This window comes from Bradyrhizobium sp. ERR14, from assembly GCF_014198235.1.
Taxonomy (GTDB): domain Bacteria; phylum Pseudomonadota; class Alphaproteobacteria; order Rhizobiales; family Xanthobacteraceae; genus Bradyrhizobium.
The window spans coordinates 26,857-46,678 of the sequence record NZ_JACIHD010000011.1; the positions used below are offsets into that span (position 1 = coordinate 26,857).

A 19,822-nucleotide genomic window follows, 5' to 3' on the forward strand; every position below is an offset into this window, starting at 1 on the left:
CCCGATCTAGCAGTGCATAGTTTCGCGGCGGCGTTGCGCTTGGCTAGCTTGCCACGTAAATTTCTGCTTCTAACCGCTTGCCGAACCGAGTCTTTTGCCGGACGGCACGCCCCAGGAAAAGGCCACTGGGCAAAGGCCACAGGTTCCGCCGCTGACTACATGAACGATCGCGTGTCCAACAGTGCCGCCATGACGGAGTCCTCCGCGGTCGAGATCGAGATCGCGACCCGCAGGCTGATGGCGGCGCTCGACGCGCTCGAAAGCGCGGTCGAGCGGCGGCGCGATGCTGATCGCGACGAGAATGAGCTCGCGGCACGAATCCAGGCATTGGGCGCGGATCGCTCGCGGCTCGCCGACGAGCTCGACGGCGCGCTGGTGAAGGCGCGCAAGCTCGAGCGCACCAATCGCGAGATTTCCGACCGGCTGGATTCCGCGATCGTCACGATACGCTCGGTGCTCGATACCGGAGAGGACGGATGAGCCACATCAACGTCACCATCAATGGCCGGCAATACCGCATGGCCTGCGAGGAGGGCCAGGAGGTGCGGCTGCTCAAGCTCGCGGAAAGCCTGGAGACGCGGATCCAGTCGCTGCGCGGAAAATTCGGCGAGATCGGCGATGCGCGCCTCACCGTGATGGCGGCGCTGACCGTCTGCGACGAGCTGGTCGATGCCGGCAACCGTGTCCGCACCATGGAGCAGGAGCTGACCGAGCTCAGGGACTTCCGCAACGCCGCCGTCGAGCGCGCCCGGATGACGCAGACCGCCGTGGTGAATGCCCTGAACGCTGCGGCCGAACGCATCGAGAAGTCGACCCAGGTCCTGAACCGGACCGTCGGCAACGGGATTGCGATCGGGTAGTCACACGACCGGTGCGCTCCCTCCCCCGCGAGCGGGGGAGGGTTGGGGAGAGGGTATCTCCGCAACGGGACAATCCCCCAGAGGAGAAAGCCCTCACCCCAACCCTCTCCCGCAGGCGGGAGAGGGAGTTCACCGGTGAGCTTGGCAAGCAAGCGGGCACCCCCTTCGCCGGGCTGGCGATTTGTCAGTATCGTTGTTACATTGCCCGGGCGAGGCTGCGACGCGCGTCAGGAGCCATATATCCCCGGGGCCTTATCGATCCTTTAGGGAACTGTCCCTGGCCGGGCCCGTGGGCCCGGACATATGGTGCCCACCTACTTTCGTAGGGAACTCCGGGATCGAGTGCTTCAACGGCGTACGCGGCTTCGCACTTTTGTTTGCTTGGTTTGTGCTTGTTGAAACGACTGCGGCCCAGTTCAACAGGTGTCATGCCCTTCCCAGTGCGCAATTGTGCATGGGGACCGGGACATCCGGTACGCCGCGGCCTTTGTGTGAATCACCACCGCCTCTGAATACTGGATCACCCGCATTCGCGGTGATGACGTGGGGGACCAAAGCGCATGCCCAATTCGAAAGCCGAACTCCGTGCCAAGGCCCTGGCGGCACGCGACGCGCTCAGCGAGAAGAAGCGCAGCGCCGCCGCCGCAAAGCTCGCCAAACGCGGACTGCCATTCCAGCTTCTGCCCGGCAGCATCGTCTCCGGCTATTCGCCGATCCGCAGCGAGATCGATCCGATGCCGCTGCTGAAGAAGCTCGCCGAAGAGGGCGCAAAGCTAGCGCTGCCTTGCGTCACCGCGCGCGGCCAGTCGCTGATCTTCCGCATCTTCCACCCGAACGATCGCCTGATGCTCGGTCCGCTCGGCATTCCCGAGCCGTCGCCAGCCGCAAGCGAAGTCATTCCGGATATCATGCTGACGCCGCTGGCGGCGTTCGACCGTCTCGGCCATCGCATCGGCTATGGCGCGGGGCATTACGACTTCACCTTCGCGCATTTGCGCAAGGCCAAGAATATCGTCGGCATCGGGCTCGCTTTTGCAGCGCAGGAGATCAAGGCGGTTCCGGCACTATCCCACGACGTCGCGCTGGATTATGTGCTAACGGAATCGGACGTGTTCGATTTCCGGAGTTCTGAAGTTGCGCATTCTCTTCGTGGGTGACGTCGTCGGCCGTGCAGGACGCACGGCCATCGCCGACTATCTGCCCGGCATGGTCAAGGACTGGTCGCTCGATTTCGTCGTCGTCAACGGCGAGAATTCCGCCGGCGGCTTCGGCATCACGGAAGCGATCTATCAGGAGTTTCTCGATGCCGGTGCCGACGCGGTCACGCTCGGCAACCATTCCTGGGACCAGCGTGAAGCGCTTGTGTTCATCGAGCGTGCCGAGCGCCTGGTGCGTCCGGCGAACTATCCGCGCGGCACGCCGGGCCGCGGCGCCGCCCTGGTCGAGACCAAGAACGGCAAGCATGCGCTCGTCGTCAACGCTTTGGGCCGCGTCTTCATGACCCCGTTCGATGATCCCTTCGCAGCGCTGGAGCGCGAGTTAGGGGCCTGTCCGCTCGGCGTTGCCGCCGATGCCGTCGTCGTCGACTTCCATTGCGAGGCGAGCAGCGAGAAGCAGGGCATCGGCTTCTTCTGCGACGGCCGCGCCAGCCTCGTCGTCGGCACGCACACCCATGTGCCGACCGCCGACCACCAGATCCTCTCGGGCGGTACCGCCTACATGACCGATGCCGGCATGACCGGCGACTACGATTCCATCATCGGCATGCAGAAGGAAGAGCCGCTGCGGCGGTTCACGTCGGGGATTCCGTCGGGGAGATTCGAGCCGGCCGCGGGCGCAGCGACGCTGAGCGGCGTCGCGGTGGAGACGGATGATGCAACGGGCCTCGCGCTCAAGATCGCACCGGTGCGCGTCGGCGGAAGGCTGGAGCCGACGACGCCGAAGTTCTGGCTGAGTTAGCAGAGCCGCGTCAACCTCGGTGTCGTCCCCGCGAACGCAGGGACCCATAACCCCAGGAGTAATATGGGGCAAAGCTCCCACTCCGAGTCATCGTCAAACTACTCCCTGTGGGTATGGGTCCCGGATCTGCGCTTCGCTTGTCCGGGACGACGGCGGAGATTGACGCGCGCGATAGCGTATCAATCTCGCCGCAAGTAACCCCGGCTGCCTACTCCGCCGTCTGCCCCCGCAGCTCCGCGACATCCTTCGCCGTCAGCTTCGAGCCCTTCGTCCCGAACCGCGCCGTGACGTAGTTCGCCACCGCCGCGATCTCGTCGTCGGTATACGCATTGCCGAACGCCGGCATCGAAAGTGCGCCATCCGGTGTATGCCGCTTCGTACCTGACAGCACGATCTGCGCGACGTTGGTGGCGGCGGGGTCGTTGACGGCCCAGGTGCCGGTGAGCGTTGCCATCGGGGACACCGGGCTCTCGCCGCTCCAGCCGTGACAGCTGGCGCAGGCGCTGGCGAACACCTTCTTGCCGCGTGCGTCCGCCGTGACGCCGTCCTTGTGCGAGGCGGGCGCGACCGGCGCCGTGGTCGCGGGCAGGTCAGGCGAGGGCTGCGGCGGCACGCTGCGCAGGTAAGCAACGATGGAGCGGATGTCTTCGGGCGCGAACCGGCTAAAGCTGTGGTCGACCGCTTCACCCATCGGCCCCGAGGCCGAGCCGTGGCCCGGCGCATGGCCGAGCGACAGATAGGAGATCAGATCCTGGTCGCTCCAATTGCCAAGACCTGTCGCCTTGTCGGAGGAGATGTTGAAGGCGCGCCAGCCCGCCGTGATCGCGCCGGCGAACTTCCTGCGGTTATCCAGCGCAAAACCGAGATTGCGCGGGGTGTGGCATTCGCCGCAATGCGCCAGCGCTTCGACAAGATACGCGCCCCTGTTCCATTCCGGGCTCTTCGAAATATCGGGGGCAAAGCGCGTGTCCGGATTGAACACGGCCGACCAGGCAATCATCGCCCAGCGCTGGTTGAACGGGAACGACAGCGTATTGTCCGGCGCCTTCGCACGCACCGGCGGCAGGCTGAACAGATAGGCCTTCACCGCCAGCACGTCCTCATCCGTCATGAACGTATAGGACGTGTACGGCATCGCCGGATAGAGCCGCGCGCCGTCGCGACGCTTGCCGTGCTGGACCGCGTTCAGAAAATCCTGGTCGCTGTAATTGCCGATGCCGGTGTCCTTGTCCGGCGTGATGTTGGTGGAATAGAGCGTGCCGAACGGCAGCTTGAACGCGAGCCCGCCGGAATAGTCCTTCTCGCCCGGCTTGGTGTGGCAGACCATGCAGTCGGCCGCCTTGGCGAGATATTCGCCGCGCTCGACCAGGCTTGCCTTCTCCAGCTTGGCGGGCACGCCGGTCGGCTTGCCTGCGCGGTAATCCGCCAGCGCCACCTTCGTGCCGCCGGCGAAGTCGAGCGGGCCGGGCCCGCGGATGATCCAGACGCCGAGCCCTGCTGCGACGATGGCGATCGCAGCGACGCTTGTGAGGATACGCATCTTGCCGCTCATGCCTTCTTCCCCGCAGCCAGCAGTTTTCGGTCAATGGGCAGGCGCCGCAGCGCCACGCCGGTTGCGGCAAGAATCGCGTTGCGCAGCGCCGGCGGTCCGGCGTTGACGCCGGCCTCGCCGATGCCGCCGGGCGCCTCGCCGCTCTTGACGACGATCACGTCGATCTTCGGCGTCTCGTTGATGCGCATCATGCGGTAGTCATGGAAGTTCGATTGCTGCACGCGGCCCTTGTCGATGGTGATCTCGCCATAGAGCGCGGCGGTGAGGCCGAAGATCAGCCCGCCCTCGATCTGCGCCTTCACCGTGTCGGGGTTGACTGCAATGCCGGTGTCGACCACCGAGGTGATGCGGCGGAGCACGATCTCGCCGATATCGTCGATCTCGGCCTCCACCACGGTTGCGATGAAGCTCGCGAATGACGGCTGCACGCAGACGCCGCGGCCGACACGGGCGGGCAACGGCTGGCCCCAATCAGATTTCTCCGCGACCTGGTTGAGCACCGCGAGCATGCGCGGGTTCTTGGTCAGCATGGACTTTCGGAACTCGATCGGGTCCTTGCCCGCCTTGCGCGCGAGCTCGTCCATCGCGCATTCGACCGCGAACACGTTGTTGTTGGGGCCGACGCCGCGCCAGAAGCCTGTCGGCACCGACAGCGGTTCGGCGCGGACATATTCGACGTGGAAGTTGGCGAAGTCGTAGGGCGCGTCGACCGCGGCATCGATCGCGTCGATGTCGATGCCCTTCTGGAACGCCGGCGGCAACCAGCGCGCCAGTACCGCGGAGCCGGCGACCTTGTACTTCCACCCCGCGACCTTGCCGTCGACCAGCGACGCCGTGATCTGGTCGCGATAGACCGGACGATAGACATCGTGCTGGATGTCCTCCTCGCGGGTCCACACCACCTTCACGGGGTAGTCGACCTGCTTTGCGATCTTCACCGCCGCGATCACCATGTCGGGCTCGAGCTTGCGGCCGAAACCGCCGCCGAGCAGATGGTTGTTGACGATCACCTTGTCGACCGGAAGCCCGGCGGCCTTCGCCGCCTCCGACTGCACGCGTGTCATGATCTGCGTGCCGGTCCAGACCTCGCAGGAGTCGGGCTTGACGTGCACGGTGGCGTTGATCGGCTCCATCGAGGCATGCGCCAGGAACGGCAGCTCGTAAGCCGCCTCGAACTTGTCGCCGCTCGCCAGCGCCTTGGCGATGTCGCCGTCGGATTTGGCGACCACGCCGTCCTTCTGGCTGGCCTTGCGCAGATCGTCCCAGACATCCTTCGTGGTGATCGCAGCGTTGGGTCCCTCGTTCCACTCGATCTTGAGCGCTTCGAGGCCCTTCTTGGCCGCCCACATGTGATCGCCGATCACGGCGACCATGTCGTCGAGCACCACGACCTTGCGCACGCCGGGGAGCTTCACCGCGGCGCTGTCGTCGACCTTGCCGACCTTGCCGCCGAACACGGGGCAGGCGGCGACGGTCGCGAACTTCATGCCGGGCAGGATCGCGTCGATGCCGTAGACGGCCTTGCCGTTGACCTTGTCGGGCGTGTCGAGCCGCTTCAGCGGCTGGCCGATGATGACGAAGTCCTTGGGGTCCTTCAGCGCAACATCCTTCGGCGGGGTCTGGCCTTGCGCAGCGAGCGCCAGCGCGCCGTAAGCGAGCTTGCGGCCGCTCGCTTCATGCGCGACCTCGCCCTTCGATGCCGTGCAGCTCGCGGGCTCGACGCCCCATTGGGCGGCCGCGGCCTGCACCAGCATCGCGCGGGCGGTGGCACCAGCCTTGCGCAGCGGCAGCCACCAGGCCCGGATCGAGTTGGAGTTGCCGGTGACCTGCAGGCCGAAGGTCGGATTGCCGTAGAGCTTGTCGTTCGGCGGAGCATGTTGCACCTCGACCCTGCTCCAGTCGGCATCAAGCTCCTCGGCGAGCACGGCGGAGATCGAGGTGTAGGTGCCCTGGCCCATCTCGACCTGCGGCATCATCAGCACGGTGCGGCCGGTCTCGTCGATGCGGATGAAGGCATTGGGCGCGAACTTGCCCTCGGTCGCATCGCGCGGCTGCACCGGTTCGTTGACGGCGGCGCGCAGCGGCAGATGGAAGGCGAGCAGGAAACCGGTGGCGAGACCGCCGGTCAGCAGCGCGCGGCGGGAGACGCTGTTATGTGCATTCATGGCGAACCTCAGGACTGTCGGCCGTTGGCGGCCTGCTTGACGGCCTCGCGGATGCGGACATAGGTGCCGCAGCGGCAGATGTTGCCGGCCATCGCGGCGTCGATGTCGGAATCGTCAGGGTTGGGCGTAGCGGCCAGCAATGCGGCGGCCGACATGATCTGGCCGGACTGGCAATAGCCGCACTGGATCACTTCGAGGTCGAGCCAGGCCTTCTGCACCTTCGCGCCCGCAGGCGTGCTGCCGACATGTTCGATCGTGGTGATGGCGCGGTTCTCGACCGCGCTGACCGGCAGGACGCAGGAGCGCACCGCCTTGCCGTCGACATGCACCGTGCAGGCGCCGCATTGCGCGATGCCGCAGCCGAACTTGGTGCCGGTCATTCCGAGGATGTCGCGCAGCACCCACAGCAGCGGCATTTCAGGCGGCGCATCGAACGATTTCGTTTCGCCGTTGATGGTGAGAACAGTTGCCATATGCATCCCCTTGCTCGCTCGATCGCTTGCGGCGATCTAGTCAGCGAATTCGCGCGCGACAATAATCATACCGATACGAAACGATGAAGCGTCGCAATCTCCGGCAATGCATATTTGCGCTGCAGACGCGTCAGCCCATGACGTTCACGAATTTGTGCGGCGCTCGCTGCGAGCATTTTGGGCTAATTGATATGATAATCGTCATGTTTTGACGCATTTTCGGCGCGCGCGTCGTCGATCGCCGCAGATTGTCGTGCGGATGTGCAAAATCATGCGATGACGAAAGTCGTGCGATTGGGAAAGTCGGGTGATTGGGAGAGCCGTGCGGCGGCGCGCACGGGATCAATCGCAACGGCTGGCGGCCGGAGAGTTGCGCGATGACGACATTATTCTCCTGTTTTGCCCGACGGAGCGTCGGCGTCATCAGGCGTGTGGAGCAGAATGACTGTTTGTTGAATCGGTCGAGCCGCGGGCTCGCTTAACCTCTCCCGCTTGCGGGAGAGGTCGGCGCGAAGCGCCGGGTGAGGGCTTTCTCCACATTGGGGCTTTCTCCACATTGGGAGTGTTCGTTGCGAAGACACCCCCACCCCAGCCCTCCCCCGCAAGCGGGAGAGGGAGCGCACTTTTTCCATGGCAACCAGCCAGCTCAATTTCAGCCGACTATAAGCCATTGATTTCGCACGCCCCGGCTACTGTGCATGGGGTTGTTTTCGAGTTTTTATATTTCGGGGACGACGGCGCGCGCCGTCGCGCCGGCCGTCAGCTCTGCCGGAAACCCATCCGGAAGGCGCCCCAGTGCTTGCCGCGGATCACGATCGGCGAGGACAGGTCCTTCATCAGCACGAACTGTCCGCCGCCCATGTCACGGCGATAGGTCTGGAGCAGGAACGGCTTGGTGTTCGCCGCGACCTTCTTCACTGCGCGATCGGTGAAGAGGCGGCGGTTGCGGCAATTGGCGTTGTTCCAGACCGGGTCCTTGCCCTGCGGCAGGCGGTAGTTGGGGTTGTGGGACGGCAGATAGCCGCCCTTGGCCCAGGCGACGCAGAACACGATGCAGGGATCGGATTTCTGGATCGGATCCTGGATCGCCGGCAGCACGCGGTCGGTGAAGTCGACGTAGTTGGTGAGGTACTGCTTTGGATCGGTGCCGGGAATTTCGCGATACGTCTCGTCCATGAGCTGGTCGAGCGTGATGTCGCCGCGATCGATCGCGGCCTCGAATTCGGTCGAGATCCGCTTCGCGGTCTCGACGACGACCCGGATCAGCGGTGCGTCGGATGTCTCCACGCCGCTGTCGGCGATCAGCGCGATCAGGCCTTCGGAGGTGTCGAGCAGCTTGGTCACGCGCTGGTCGGCGCTCTTGAGATCGCGCGAGGAGAGGTCGACGCCCTTGGCGAGTTCGTTCAGCTCGCTGATGACGGTGTCGCAATGTCCGAGATTGGAGGTCGCCGCGCGCGTGACGCTGCCGATCTCCGCCTCCACGGAGGCGAAGCCCTGCTGGACCCGCGAGATGATGCCGGAGATCTGCTGGGCGCCTTCGCCTGCGGTCTTCGCACGCTGCGAAGCGTCGCTGCTCTCGCCGATCAGGCCTTCGATCTGGCCGTCGAGATCGCGCACGGTGTCGGAGATCTGGTGCGTGGCCTGGCGGGTGGCTTCCGCGAGGTTCTTCACTTCGCTTGCGACCACCGCAAAGCCGCGGCCGGCGTTGCCGGCGCGGGCGGCTTCGATGGTTGCGTTCAGCGCCAGCAGATTGGTCTGCTTCGCGATCGCCTCGATCGAGCCGGAGACTTTCGCGACCTGCGCCAGCGCCGAGCCGACGGCACTGAGGCGCGCCTCGATGCGCTCCACCGCTGCGACGAGCTCGGAGATGTGGCTGACCGCGGTGTCGACGGCGCTGCGTGATTGCGCGATCTCACCGACCGCCGCGGACGTGGTGGTTTGCACGGCCTGCGAGGCGTTGGCGATATCGTGGTTGGCCGAGACCATCGTCTCGGCGGTCTTCTGAAGATGGTGGAACCGTTCCGACTGGTTGGCGACGCGGTTTGCGACTTCCTGGACGTTGCCGGCGATATCGGCGAGTTCCACGCCGAGGCCGCCAATGCGATCGGCAAGCTGATCGATCAGCCGCTCGGCCAGCGTGCGATTGGAGCCGGTGTCCATGACTGCAAGTTGTACGACGGACATATTCGATGAGTCCTCCAGTCAGAGCCGCAACCCGGCTCACGGCGGCATTCCCAATCCAGTTCAGCTTAAAAGGATGATTCGCGGCCGGCGTCTTGCCTGAGCGTGCACTCAGGCGCAATTCGCGCCCTGTTTCTCGATTCCGCTCGAAAAACTGCGGGACATTTTTTCGGACCAGGCCCTAGAGCTTGTAGGCCGTGCGGAATCCACCCCAGTGCCGGCCCTGCACGCGGATCGGAACGTCGATCTCGCGCATCATCACCGTATTCCCGTTGCCCATGTCGCGCGCATAGCTCTGCACCAGGTACGAGCGCAGGTTGCGTGCGGCCGCCAACCCCGCCGGATCGTTGAATATCCTGCGGTTGCGACTATTGGCTGTGTTCCAGGCGACGTCGCCCGGTCGCTGCGAGTGCGAGTAGATCTTGTTGTGCACCGGCAGGAAGCCGTTGCGGTCGACCATGGCGCAGAACGCCATGCGCTGGTCCTTGGCCAGAAAGACCTCCTGGAACGGCGGCAGCGCGCGGTCGGCCCAGTCGAGATATTTCGTGCGGTATTGCTGCGGATTGGTTCCGGCAATTTCGGCGTAGTCAGTGTCGAACAGGTCGTCGATCCCAACTTCGCCGCGGGCAAGGGCCTGCTCGAAGATCTTGGTCAGCGCGTTGCCCGCTTCCATGGCGCGGGTGACGAACTCCGTGTTCTCTTCGTGGATCGCCCAGAGCCTGTCCTCGATCTTTTCGCTGAGCTCGGCATTGGGACCGACGAATTGCGCGCGGGCCCCGGCCTTGGATTGCTCGATCACGCGCAGGCGGCAGGCGCCGACGGCTTCGAGGGTGCCTTCGATCATCGCTTGCGGTGCAAGCCGGCCCGCATCCGCGCCGCCGATCAGCACGCCGTCCATCGAGATTTCATAGACCGGCATCACGCCGCGCGCGGTTTCGAGCTTCAGATGGCAGGGCAGCCGTTCGGTCTTGCGGCGGTCGTCATGCTCGCTCTGGCGGAGCAGCACGGCGCAGCGCGATTTCAGCTTCTGTGCGAAGGTGGTGACGGCTTTGCCGGCACTGGCGACGTTCTCGCCATGGCTCTCGGCCGCCTTGGTCGCGGCATCGATCTCGGCTGCGCTCTCGCCGACCGAGACGATGAACTCCGAGGCGCTCGCGGCGTTGCCGGAGACTTCGCTGGTCGTGGCGTTCTGTTCGGCGACCGCGCCATTGACGGTTTCGAAGACCGGGCGGATCGCCTCGATCGCCTGCGAAATACGGTGCACGGCATCGGCGGAGCCGGCGGCGTCGCGCTGCAGCGCGTCGATCTTCTTCGTAATCTCTTCCGTCGCCCCTTGCGTCTGCACCGCGAGGGCCTTGACCTCGGTTGCGACGACCGCAAAGCCTTTTCCCGCAGCGCCCGCGCGTGCGGCCTCGATCGTCGAGTTGAGCGCGAGCAGCGTCGTCTGCCGCGCGATCTGTGCGATCAGATTGACGACATTGCCGATGGCGGCGGAGGATTCGCGCAGGCGATCGACATTGGCACGGGCTTCCTGCGCCGCGGCGCTGGCCTCGTCGGCGAGCTTGCCGGCCTCGCGAACCTGCGCCCCGATCCCTAGCGCGGACTGGGTGAACTTGTCCGCGGCATGGGCGAAGGTGGAGGCGGTCGATTGCGCGGCATTGGTCCGGCCGGTCAGGGCGTCGGTGCGGTCGCGGATGGCGGCAAGCGTCGATGCGGTCGCTTCGGCGCCGCCCGCCACCGAATTGGCGGCGCGCTCGAGCTGGCGGATCATCGCGCCGAGCTCGAGTTCCAGCAATTCCAGGATTTCCCGCGCCGAATCACCTTCGGCCGGGGCGGGCTCGGACTGGGCCACCGGCGGTGCGGCCTCTGCGGCTGCCACGGGCGCGGCCATATCCGGCAGACGCTTCCGAAATAGTCCGAATGCCATCAGGTCTCTCTTGTCGGGGGACGCTCGGAGGTTATTTTCGCAGGCTGGAATGAAGTCAGGGTTAACGATGCCTCATCTCTGGGCAGGGGCCTGTACGGTGTTACCTTAAAGTATCCGAGACCCTTTCATTCCGGTGGGTTGGCGGCCTATAAGGCCGCGTTTCCCACCCTCATTGGCGTACGATTCCAAGAGATCCCCGAGAGACCACGCATGGCCGGACATTCCCAATTCAAGAACATCATGCACCGCAAGGGGCGGCAGGATGCCCAGAAGTCGAAGCTGTTCGGCAAGCTGGCGCGGGAAATCACCGTCGCGGCCAAGCTGGGCACGCCCGACCCCAACATGAACCCCCGCCTGCGCGCCGCCGTGATCGCCGCGCGGCAGGAGAACATGCCGAAGGACAATATCGAGCGCGCCATCAAGAAGGCACTCGGCAGCGACGGCGAGAACTATGACGAGATCCGCTACGAGGGTTATGGCCCCGGCGGCGTTGCCGTCATCGTCGAGGCGCTGACCGACAACCGCAACCGCGCCGCCTCCGACATCCGCTCCTTTTTCACCAAATCGGGCGGCAATCTCGGCGAAACCGGTTCGGTGTCCTTCATGTTCGATCGCACCGGAATCATCGAATACGACCGCAGCGTCGCTTCCGACGACGCCGTGCTCGATGCCGCGATCGAGGCCGGCGCCGACGATGTCGTCTCCGGCGAAGCCGGTCACGAGATCTACGCCTCGACCGAAGGCTATCGCGACGTCGCCAAGGCGCTGGAAGCCAAGTTCGGCGAGCCGCGCAAGGCCGCGCTGATCTGGAAGCCGCAAAACACGGTCGCGGTCGACGACGAGACCGGCGAGAAGCTGCTCAAGTTGATGGACCTGCTCAACGAGCACGACGACGTCCAGCACGTCTACGCCAATTTCGAGGTGTCGGACGCGCTGGTGGCGAAGATGGGCGGGTGATCACCAGCTCCGCATTCCGCTGTCATCGCCCGGCTTGACCGGGCAACCCAGTATCCCAGAGACAGCAATGGGAATACGGAGAAGCCGCGGCGTACTGGATAGCCCGCCTTCGCGGGGTATGACGCCGGAGTCTGTGGTGGACGGTGCGGCTCACTAACGCCCCCACTTCCCCTGTTACTTCCGTTCTGTTTCTGTTTCCCCCACGGCAGCCAGCCGCTATCACTGGCCCCATGACTGCGCTCCCGATTCGTGGCCCCGTTCGCATCATCGGCATCGACCCTGGCCTCCGCCGCACCGGCTGGGGCGTGATCGAGGCTGAGGGCAATCGCCTGATCTACGTCGCCTGCGGTTCGGTGGAACCGCCGGACGATTTGCCGCTGGCGCGCCGGCTGCTCGCGATCCATGAAGGGCTCGCGGCCGTGCTCTCGAACCATCAGCCGATGGAAGCCGCGGTCGAGCAGACCTTCGTCAATAAGGACGGCGTTGCGACACTGAAGCTCGGCCAGGCCCGCGGCGTCGCCATGCTGGCGCCCGCAATGTTCGGCATCTCGGTCGCCGAATACGCGCCGAACCAGGTCAAGAAAACCGTGGTCGGCGCCGGCCATGCCGACAAGCAACAGATCGCGATGATGCTGAAGATATTGCTGCCCAAGGCCGAGCCGCCGTCCGCCGACGCCGCCGACGCGCTCGCCATCGCCATCACCCACGCCCATCACCGCCAGAGCACCGCGCTGCGGCTGAAGGTGGCGGGGTTATGATCGGCAAGCTCAAGGGCCTGATCGATTCCTACGGCGAGGATTTCGTGATTCTTGACGTCGGCGGCGTCGGCTATCAGGTGCATTGCTCGACGCGCACGTTGCAGCATCTGCCCAAGCCGGGCGAAGCTGCCGTGCTGTCGATCGAGACCTATGTCCGCGAGGACCAGATCAAACTGTTCGGCTTCCGCACCGACCAGGAGCGTGAATGGTTTCGCCTGCTCCAGACCGTGCAGGGCGTCGGCGCCAAGGTCGCGCTCGCCGTGCTCGGCACGCTGGCGCCGGCCGATCTCGCCAATGCTATTGCGCTGCGCGACAAGGCCGCGGTGGCGCGCACGCCCGGCGTTGGTCCCAAGGTCGCCGAACGCATCGTCACCGAGTTGAAGGACAAGGCGCCGGCCTTCGCCAATGTCGATCCGGCAGTGGTGCATCTTGCCGGCGCTGTCGACGACCAGCGGGCGCCGCGGCCCGTCGCAGACGCGATCTCCGCGCTGGTCAATCTCGGCTATGGTCAGCCGCAAGCGGCCGCCGCCATTGCATCCGCATCGCGCAGCGCGGGTGAGAGCGCCGAGACGGCGCAGCTCATTCGCCTCGGCCTGAAGGAATTGGCGAAGTGAGCGCGGCAATGGTCAGTCTCGTAGGGTGGGCAAAGCGCAGCGTGCCCACCACTCTTAGGGCGATCGGAGAGATATCGTGGGCACGGCACGAAGAGTGCCTTTGCCCACCCTACGGGGAGTTCGCCAGGTGAGCGATCCCAAAGCCTCCCGCATGGTCTCGCCCGAGCGCCGCAGCGACGATGTCGGCGACACCGCGCTGCGTCCGCAATCGCTGTCCGATTTCGTCGGCCAGCAGCAGGCGCGCAAGAATCTCTCGATCTTCATCGAGGCGGCGCGCAAGCGCGGCGAGGCGCTGGATCACGTGCTGTTCGTCGGCCCGCCCGGCCTCGGCAAGACCACGCTGGCGCAGATCGTGGCCAAGGAGCTGGGCGTCGGCTTTCGCGCGACGTCAGGGCCGGTGATCGCCAAGGCCGGTGATCTTGCAGCCCTCCTCACCAATCTCGAAGAGCGCGACGTGCTCTTCATCGACGAGATCCATCGTCTGAGCCCGGCGGTGGAAGAGGTGCTCTATCCCGCGATGGAGGACTTTCAGCTCGACCTCATCATCGGCGAGGGCCCGGCGGCGCGCTCGGTGAAGATCGAGCTGTCGAAATTCACCCTCGTCGGCGCCACCACGCGCGCCGGCCTGCTCACCAATCCCTTGCGCGATCGTTTCGGCATTCCGGTGCGGCTCAATTTCTACACGATCGAGGAGCTCGAAAGCATCGTCAGCCGCGGCGCGCGCGTGCTCAATGTCGGCATGAGCGCGGATGGCGCCAACGAAATCGCCCGCCGCGCCCGCGGCACGCCGCGTATCGCCGGCCGCCTGCTCCGCCGCGTGCGCGATTTCGCCTCGGCGGCCGATGCCGACAAGATCGACCGCAAGATCGCCGACCACGCCCTGAGCGCGCTCGAGGTCGATGCCGCGGGCCTCGACGCGATGGACCGTCGCTACCTCACGACCATCGCGATGAACTATGGCGGCGGCCCGGTTGGCGTCGAGACCATGGCCGCCGCGTTGTCCGAGCCGCGCGATGCGATCGAGGACATCATCGAGCCCTATCTGATCCAGTGCGGCTATCTCCAGCGCACCCCGCGCGGCCGTCTGCTCACCTCGCACGCCTTCCGTCATCTCGGCATCGCCGAGCCCTCGCGCGATGCGGCGGCACAATTCGGCCTGTTCGGCACGGACGAGAGCGACGACTGAGCTGCGCCAATGCAGTGCGCTCCTTCTATCATGAATTTCTGGTAATCTCGTGCAGACGGTCTGCACGAACGCACCCCAATTCCGCTCCAATCAGACCGCATCAACAAGGCGCATTACGATCGGGCTTCCATGATCACGCGCCGTCATTTCATCCGTTCCATCGGCGGTCTGTCCGCCCTCGGCATCTCGACCGCCGCCTACGGCGTCGGCGTCGAGCCGGTGCTGCGGCTCCGCGTCACCCGCTATCATCCGAAGCCGCGGCAATGGCCGGCGGATTTTCCGTTGAAGATCGCGGCCATCGCCGACATCCACGCCTGCGATCCCTGGATGTCGCTGGAGCGGATCGAGGGCATCGTCGACCGTACCAATGCGCTGAAGCCTGATATCATCGTGCTGCTCGGCGACTATGTCGCCGGCCTTCACCACGTCACGCGTCTCATCCCGTCGCGCGAATGGGCGAGGGTGCTGGCCGGACTCAAGGCACCGCTCGGCGTCCATGCCGTCATGGGCAATCACGATTATTGGGACGACTTGACCGTGCAGCGGGCGGGGCATGGGCCGACCATCGCGCATCGGGCGCTGGAGGCGGCCGGCATTCCCGTCTACGAGAACGACGTCGTGCGTCTTTCCAAAGACGGCCGCCCGTTCTGGCTTGCCGGGCTCGGCGATCAGCTGGCCTATTATCCTTCGAAGCGCTTCGGCCGCGCGCACCGGCTTGGCGTCGATGATCTTGCGGGCACGCTGGCGAAGGTCACCGACGATGCGCCGGTCATCCTGCTCGCGCACGAGCCCAACATCGCTCCGCTCGTACCCGGGCGCGTCGCGCTGCAACTGTCCGGCCATACCCATGGCGGCCAGGTTCGTCTGCTCGGCTGGTCGCCGGCGGTTTCGCCCAAGAACGGCCTGCGCCTCGCTTATGGCCACTTCCGGCTGAAATGCGATCTCATTGTCTCCGGCGGCCTCGGTTGCAGCATCATGCCGGTCCGTGTCGGTGTGCCGCCCGAGATCGTCGAGGTGACGCTGGGAAGGACAGGGCTCGCTGTGTCCTAGCTACGCTTGCGCGTCCGGCCGTTTTTGCGCAAAACGGACCTATAGCGACAAGCAAAGAGGCTCGCGACGTGACAGCTCATCTCGACGGCGAGATCCGCGACGGCCGCCACCACATGCAGGTCCGCGTCTATTACGAGGACACGGATTTCTCCGGTATCGTCTATCACGCCAATTATCTGCGCTACATGGAGCGTGGCCGCACCAATCACCTCCGGCTGATGGGCGCCGAGCAGCAGGCGCTGTTCGATCAGGTGGAGACGGAAGGCGCGGGCTTCGCCTTCGTCGTGCGCTCGATGCATCTGGATTTCCTGAAACCCGCGCGGATGGACGACGTGCTCGATGTCGTGACCTGGCCGGTCGCGGTGAAGGGCGCCTCGATCATGCTGGCGCAGGAAGTGCGGCGCGGCGGGGAAGTTCTGGTGAAGGCCGAGGTCCGCGTCGCCTTCATCAGCGGCGGCCGCGCGCAGCCGATCCCGAAATCGATCCGCGCGTTGATGAAGGCCGATCTGATTTCGTGATCGCCCGATAAGTGATCGCCCGATAAGTGATGGTCTATCGACTCCAGCAGTTGGGGCGATAGATTGCGGCCCCGACCAACCGATGAGGCCATCATGTCGCGCCCGCCGCTTCCGCCCTTCACCCGTGAGACCGCCGCGCAGAAGGCCCGCATGGCCGAGGACGCCTGGAATTCACGCGACCCGGTGCGCGTCTCGCTCGCCTATACCGTGGATAGCCGCTGGCGCAATCGCTCTGAGGTCTTTCAGGGCCGCGAGGCCATCGTCGCCTTCCTCACCCGCAAATGGGAGAAGGAGCAGGACTACCGCCTGATCAAGGACCTCTGGGCCTTCGACGAGAACCGCATTGCCGTGCGCTTCCAGTACGAATGGCACGACGCGGGCGGACAGTGGTATCGCTCCTACGGCAACGAGCAGTGGGAGTTCGACGAGCACGGCTTGATGAAGCGGCGCGAGGCGTCGATCAACGATATCGCGATTGCGGAGAAGGATCGCCGGTTTCACTGGACCGCGCCCGGGCCGCGGCCCGCGGATGTGCCGGGATTGGGAACGGATCCGTTTTGATGTTAGCGAGATAGCGCGGCGGGCGCGCTGCACCCTCTCCCCTGTGGGAGAGGGTGGCTCGCCGCATGGCGGCGATACGGTGAGGGGTCTCTCTCAGCGAGTCCGGAATCGTAGGGTGGGCAAAGGCGCACTTGCACCGTGCCCACGTCGTCTCGCCAAACACGCAGGACGTGGGCACGCTTCGCTTTGCCCACCCTACCGCACTGAGTTTATCGAAGCAGGTGCTGCTTCACCCTCTCCCACAAGGGGAGAAGGGAAGAATCTACGTGGCGACGATTGCGAACTACGTGCGCCTTGCCAAAAACCGCGTGATCGCCCCACCGAGCTTCGCATTGTCCATCGGCTCGGCCAGCGATGCGCGCGCCGTTGCGACGACATCGTCCGGCGCCTTGCCGTCGCGCAGATCGCAGCACACTTGCGCGAACGCCACGTCGAACTCCGGATGCGGCTGCACGGTCAGCGTGGTGCCGTTGGCGTAGAGCAGGCCGGCATGCGGGGTGAAATCGGACGACAGGATCGTCAGCGCATCGTTCGGCGGCTCGATCACCTGGTCCTGGTGCGAGGCGGCGATCGCAATCGCTTCGCCGGCAATGACGCCGTTCTCCGGCAGCACCTGATAGACGTGCCGGCCGATGCCCCAGCCCTTCTTGGATTTGCGCACGGTGCCGCCGAGCGCCTGCGCGATCAGCTGATGGCCGAAGCAGACTCCGACCATCGGCGTCTTGTTGGCGTAAGCGGTACGGACGAAATCCTCCAGCGGCGCGATCCAGTCGAGCCCGTCATAGACGCCGGCCGCCGCGCCGGTGATCAGCACGGCCTCGAGCTTGCCCGGATCAGGAAGCGCGTCGCCATTCGGGATGCTGACGACGTCCACCGTAGCCGTCGGGTCCTCGGTGCGGACCATGCGTTCGAACATGTCCGGGAACGAGCCGTGCTGCTCCCGATATTTTTGCGGGACCTGTCCGGTCTCGATGATCGTGATGCGTGCCATGTGCCCCCGGAAGGTTGCGAAGCTCAGTCGCTTTCTGCCCGATATTGCTGGTGTGACGCTGTACGCTCCAGCAGTGCGCTTTCCTTGCGGACCTCGTTGAGAAAGGCCTTGGCGAGGCGCGACAGCGGCTCGGCCTCCGACCATAGCATATAGGCGACGGCGTGCGTCGTCGGCGTGAACGGGCGGACGACGAGGCCGCTGCCGCCGTTCTGTCGCGGCGAGTAGGGATCGACCACCGCGGCGCCGACGCCGGCGGCAGCCAGCACGCAGGCCGTGTTGCAGTAGCGCACCTCGACGGTCGGCCGAAACGGCGCGCCGGCTCGGACAAAACTGTCGCGCACGGCTTCACCCAGCCGCGTGCCGCGTTCGAGCCCGATGAAAGGCAGGCCGGACAGATCCGAAGCCGAGATCATGGGCCTGTCAGCGAGCGGGTGCTGCGGCGGCAGCACGCACACCATCTCGCCGGTATGCACCACCTCATGCGCGATGCCGGGATGATGCGTCAGCCCGAGCGCGAAGCCGAGCTCGGCGACGCGACTGAGCACGCCCTCGATGATCCCCTCGTAGCGGCGCACGTCGAAGAACACGCGCGTTTCCGGGCGTCGTCGCAGGAATCCCGACAGCGCTGAGGGAATGATGCTGTAGGCGAGCGGCGGCGTCGCCACGATGGCAAGATGCCCGGAGCGGTTCTCGCGCAGATCGCGCACGCGGTTCTCGAGTTTCGCGTGCAGCGCGAAGATCGCCTCGCTCTCCTTGTACAGCGCCATCGCTTCCGCGGTCGGAAACAGCCGGTTGTTGACGCGCTCGAACAAGGCGAAGCCCGCCTGCGCCTCCATCGTCTTCAGCGCATTACTGACTGCGGGTTGCGACAGCGCCAGCTCGTCCGCGGCGGCGACCGTGGTGCGATGGCGGATGACGGCGCGCAGGATTTCGAGCTGACGCAGGTTCATATCACTGCCGATTATACTAAGGGCCAAAACATCATAGCAGAACGAATTGATTTTGCAGCCCCGCTCGCCCGTAATGGCAGCGGATTTGCACGTCGCATCAAAGGGTTCATTCGCCCATTGAGGCAGCACTGCGCACAGATTGGAGGCAAACTTGGTTCGTGTCCTTCGCGCCGCCGCCGCTCAAATGGGGCCGACGCAAAAAGCCGATACGCGCGAGCATACGCTGTCGCGGATGCTTGCATTGCTGGAGGAGGCGGCCGGCCGCGGCGCGAGCCTCGTGGTGTTCCCCGAGCTTGCCTTCACCACCTTCTTCCCGCGCTGGCTGCTCGAAGGCGAGGCGCTCGACCGTTATTTCGAGCGCGGAATGCCGAACCCTGCGGTGGCAAAATTGTTCGATCGTGCGCGGGCGCTGCGCGTCGGCTTCTATGTCGGTTATGCCGAGCAGACCGCGGACGGCCGCCGCTACAATTGCGCGATCCTGGTCGATCGCGACGGCGAGATCTTGGGCCGCTATCGCAAGGTTCACCTGCCGGGTTCGGTGGAGCCGCGGCCGGGCGCACGCTACCAGCAGCTCGAGAAACGCTATTTCGAATATGGCGATCTCGGCTTTCCCGCCTTCCGCGCCGGCTCGGCCTGGGCCCACGCCATCATGGGCATGATGATCTGCAACGATCGGCGCTGGCCGGAATCCTGGCGCGTGCTCGGTCTGCAGGGCGTCGAGCTCGTCTGCATCGGCTACAATTCGGCGGCCTACGATCCCAATGGCGGCACCACCGAAGACGGCGCCTTGCGCACCTTCCACTCGACACTGGTGACGCAGGCCAACGCCTACATGAACGCGACCTGGGCGATCTCGGTGGCGAAGGCGGGCGAGGAGGACGGCTCCGGACTGATCGGCGGCTCCTGCATCGTCGATCCCAATGGGCGTATCGTCGCGCAGGCCCAGACGCTCGCCGATGAAGTGATCGTCGCCGACATCGATCTCGATCTGTGCCGCCAGGGCAAGGACAAGATGTTCAACTTCGCCGCCCACCGGCGGCCGGAGCAATACAGGGTGATCACTGAACGTGCCGGGGTCATCGAGCCGGCCGTTCTCGACGCGGATTGATTTCAAACGGCC

At 65.2% G+C, this 19,822-nt stretch carries 19 protein-coding genes and 1 other RNA gene; 13 read left to right on the forward strand and 7 right to left on the reverse strand.

Annotated elements, in window-relative coordinates:
- Window positions 1-159: 159 nt before the first annotated feature.
- The 5 genes from GGD62_RS26590 (at window position 160) to GGD62_RS26610 (ending at window position 2,819) form a co-directional block, all read left to right on the forward strand.
- Window positions 160-480, forward strand: coding sequence for a DUF4164 domain-containing protein (locus GGD62_RS26590; RefSeq protein WP_018318703.1), 321 nt, complete (start codon window positions 160-162; stop codon window positions 478-480).
- Window positions 477-860 (forward strand): cell division protein ZapA, encoded by a 384-nt coding sequence (locus tag GGD62_RS26595; RefSeq protein ID WP_018318702.1) that lies wholly within the window; start codon window positions 477-479, stop codon window positions 858-860. Before GGD62_RS26590 ends, GGD62_RS26595 begins: the two co-directional genes overlap by 4 nt.
- A gap of 209 nt (window positions 861-1,069) precedes the next feature.
- A non-coding RNA gene (gene ssrS / locus GGD62_RS26600) (6S RNA) lies at window positions 1,070-1,230 on the forward strand.
- Between the two features lie 190 nt (window positions 1,231-1,420).
- A complete protein-coding gene (locus tag GGD62_RS26605) occupies window positions 1,421-2,017 on the forward strand; it encodes a 5-formyltetrahydrofolate cyclo-ligase (RefSeq protein ID WP_018318701.1) in 597 nt (198 codons plus the stop codon).
- Window positions 1,995-2,819: a TIGR00282 family metallophosphoesterase gene (locus tag GGD62_RS26610; RefSeq protein ID WP_018318700.1), complete on the forward strand. Its 825-nt coding sequence runs from the start codon at window positions 1,995-1,997 to the stop codon at window positions 2,817-2,819. Before GGD62_RS26605 ends, GGD62_RS26610 begins: the two co-directional genes overlap by 23 nt.
- Before the next feature lie 208 nt (window positions 2,820-3,027).
- Here GGD62_RS26610 and GGD62_RS26615 read toward each other — a convergent pair whose 3' ends face one another.
- The 5 genes from GGD62_RS26615 to GGD62_RS26635 all read right to left on the reverse strand — a co-directional run bounded on the left by GGD62_RS26615 (window position 3,028) and on the right by GGD62_RS26635 (window position 11,117).
- On the reverse strand, window positions 3,028-4,371 hold the full coding sequence (locus tag GGD62_RS26615; RefSeq protein WP_183711084.1) for a cytochrome c: 1,344 nt from the start codon (window positions 4,369-4,371) through the stop codon (window positions 3,028-3,030).
- Window positions 4,368-6,536: a xanthine dehydrogenase family protein molybdopterin-binding subunit gene (locus GGD62_RS26620; RefSeq protein ID WP_183711086.1), complete on the reverse strand. Its 2,169-nt coding sequence runs from the start codon at window positions 6,534-6,536 to the stop codon at window positions 4,368-4,370. Before GGD62_RS26620 ends, GGD62_RS26615 begins: the two co-directional genes overlap by 4 nt.
- 8 nt (window positions 6,537-6,544) lie before the next feature.
- Window positions 6,545-7,009, reverse strand: coding sequence for a (2Fe-2S)-binding protein (locus GGD62_RS26625; RefSeq protein ID WP_028142020.1), 465 nt, complete (start codon window positions 7,007-7,009; stop codon window positions 6,545-6,547).
- A gap of 759 nt (window positions 7,010-7,768) precedes the next feature.
- Window positions 7,769-9,193 (reverse strand): methyl-accepting chemotaxis protein, encoded by a 1,425-nt coding sequence (locus GGD62_RS26630; RefSeq protein WP_183711088.1) that lies wholly within the window; start codon window positions 9,191-9,193, stop codon window positions 7,769-7,771.
- A 178-nt stretch (window positions 9,194-9,371) separates the two neighbouring features.
- Window positions 9,372-11,117, reverse strand: a complete 1,746-nt coding sequence (locus GGD62_RS26635; RefSeq protein WP_183711090.1) for a methyl-accepting chemotaxis protein — start codon at window positions 11,115-11,117, stop codon at window positions 9,372-9,374.
- A 210-nt stretch (window positions 11,118-11,327) separates the two neighbouring features.
- Between GGD62_RS26635 and GGD62_RS26640 the strand changes: the two genes are divergently transcribed.
- The 7 genes from GGD62_RS26640 to GGD62_RS26670 all read left to right on the forward strand — a co-directional run bounded on the left by GGD62_RS26640 (window position 11,328) and on the right by GGD62_RS26670 (window position 16,761).
- A complete protein-coding gene (locus GGD62_RS26640; RefSeq protein ID WP_018318694.1) occupies window positions 11,328-12,074 on the forward strand; it encodes a YebC/PmpR family DNA-binding transcriptional regulator in 747 nt (248 codons plus the stop codon).
- A 230-nt stretch (window positions 12,075-12,304) separates the two neighbouring features.
- Window positions 12,305-12,832, forward strand: a complete 528-nt coding sequence (gene ruvC / locus GGD62_RS26645) for a crossover junction endodeoxyribonuclease RuvC (RefSeq protein ID WP_092254529.1) — start codon at window positions 12,305-12,307, stop codon at window positions 12,830-12,832.
- The gene (ruvA, locus tag GGD62_RS26650) at window positions 12,829-13,446 is read left to right on the forward strand and encodes a Holliday junction branch migration protein RuvA (protein WP_183711092.1); all 618 of its coding nucleotides are present in this window, start codon (window positions 12,829-12,831) and stop codon (window positions 13,444-13,446) included. The genes ruvC and ruvA overlap by 4 nt, the downstream gene beginning before the upstream one ends.
- 151 nt (window positions 13,447-13,597) lie before the next feature.
- Window positions 13,598-14,632, forward strand: a complete 1,035-nt coding sequence (gene ruvB / locus GGD62_RS26655) for a Holliday junction branch migration DNA helicase RuvB (RefSeq protein ID WP_177237050.1) — start codon at window positions 13,598-13,600, stop codon at window positions 14,630-14,632.
- 129 nt (window positions 14,633-14,761) lie between these two features.
- Window positions 14,762-15,682 carry a metallophosphoesterase gene (locus GGD62_RS26660; RefSeq protein WP_183711094.1) on the forward strand — a complete coding sequence of 307 codons (921 nt, stop codon included), beginning with the start codon at window positions 14,762-14,764 and terminating at the stop codon, window positions 15,680-15,682.
- Window positions 15,683-15,750: 68 nt separating this feature from the next.
- Complete coding sequence (gene ybgC, locus GGD62_RS26665) at window positions 15,751-16,200, forward strand: tol-pal system-associated acyl-CoA thioesterase (RefSeq protein ID WP_092254538.1); 450 nt, start codon at window positions 15,751-15,753, stop codon at window positions 16,198-16,200.
- Window positions 16,201-16,293: 93 nt separating this feature from the next.
- A complete protein-coding gene (locus GGD62_RS26670) occupies window positions 16,294-16,761 on the forward strand; it encodes a nuclear transport factor 2 family protein (RefSeq protein ID WP_183236151.1) in 468 nt (155 codons plus the stop codon).
- A 283-nt stretch (window positions 16,762-17,044) separates the two neighbouring features.
- On the opposite strand, the gene GGD62_RS26675 is transcribed toward GGD62_RS26670, so the two are convergent.
- Both GGD62_RS26675 and GGD62_RS26680 read right to left on the reverse strand, forming a co-directional pair.
- Window positions 17,045-17,752, reverse strand: coding sequence for a type 1 glutamine amidotransferase (locus GGD62_RS26675; protein WP_183711096.1), 708 nt, complete (start codon window positions 17,750-17,752; stop codon window positions 17,045-17,047).
- Between the two features lie 23 nt (window positions 17,753-17,775).
- Window positions 17,776-18,702, reverse strand: coding sequence for a LysR family transcriptional regulator (locus tag GGD62_RS26680; protein WP_183711098.1), 927 nt, complete (start codon window positions 18,700-18,702; stop codon window positions 17,776-17,778).
- A gap of 151 nt (window positions 18,703-18,853) precedes the next feature.
- On the opposite strand from GGD62_RS26680, the gene GGD62_RS26685 reads away from it, so the two are divergent.
- On the forward strand, window positions 18,854-19,810 hold the full coding sequence (locus tag GGD62_RS26685; protein ID WP_080670082.1) for an N-carbamoyl-D-amino-acid hydrolase: 957 nt from the start codon (window positions 18,854-18,856) through the stop codon (window positions 19,808-19,810).
- Window positions 19,811-19,822 lie beyond the last annotated feature (12 nt).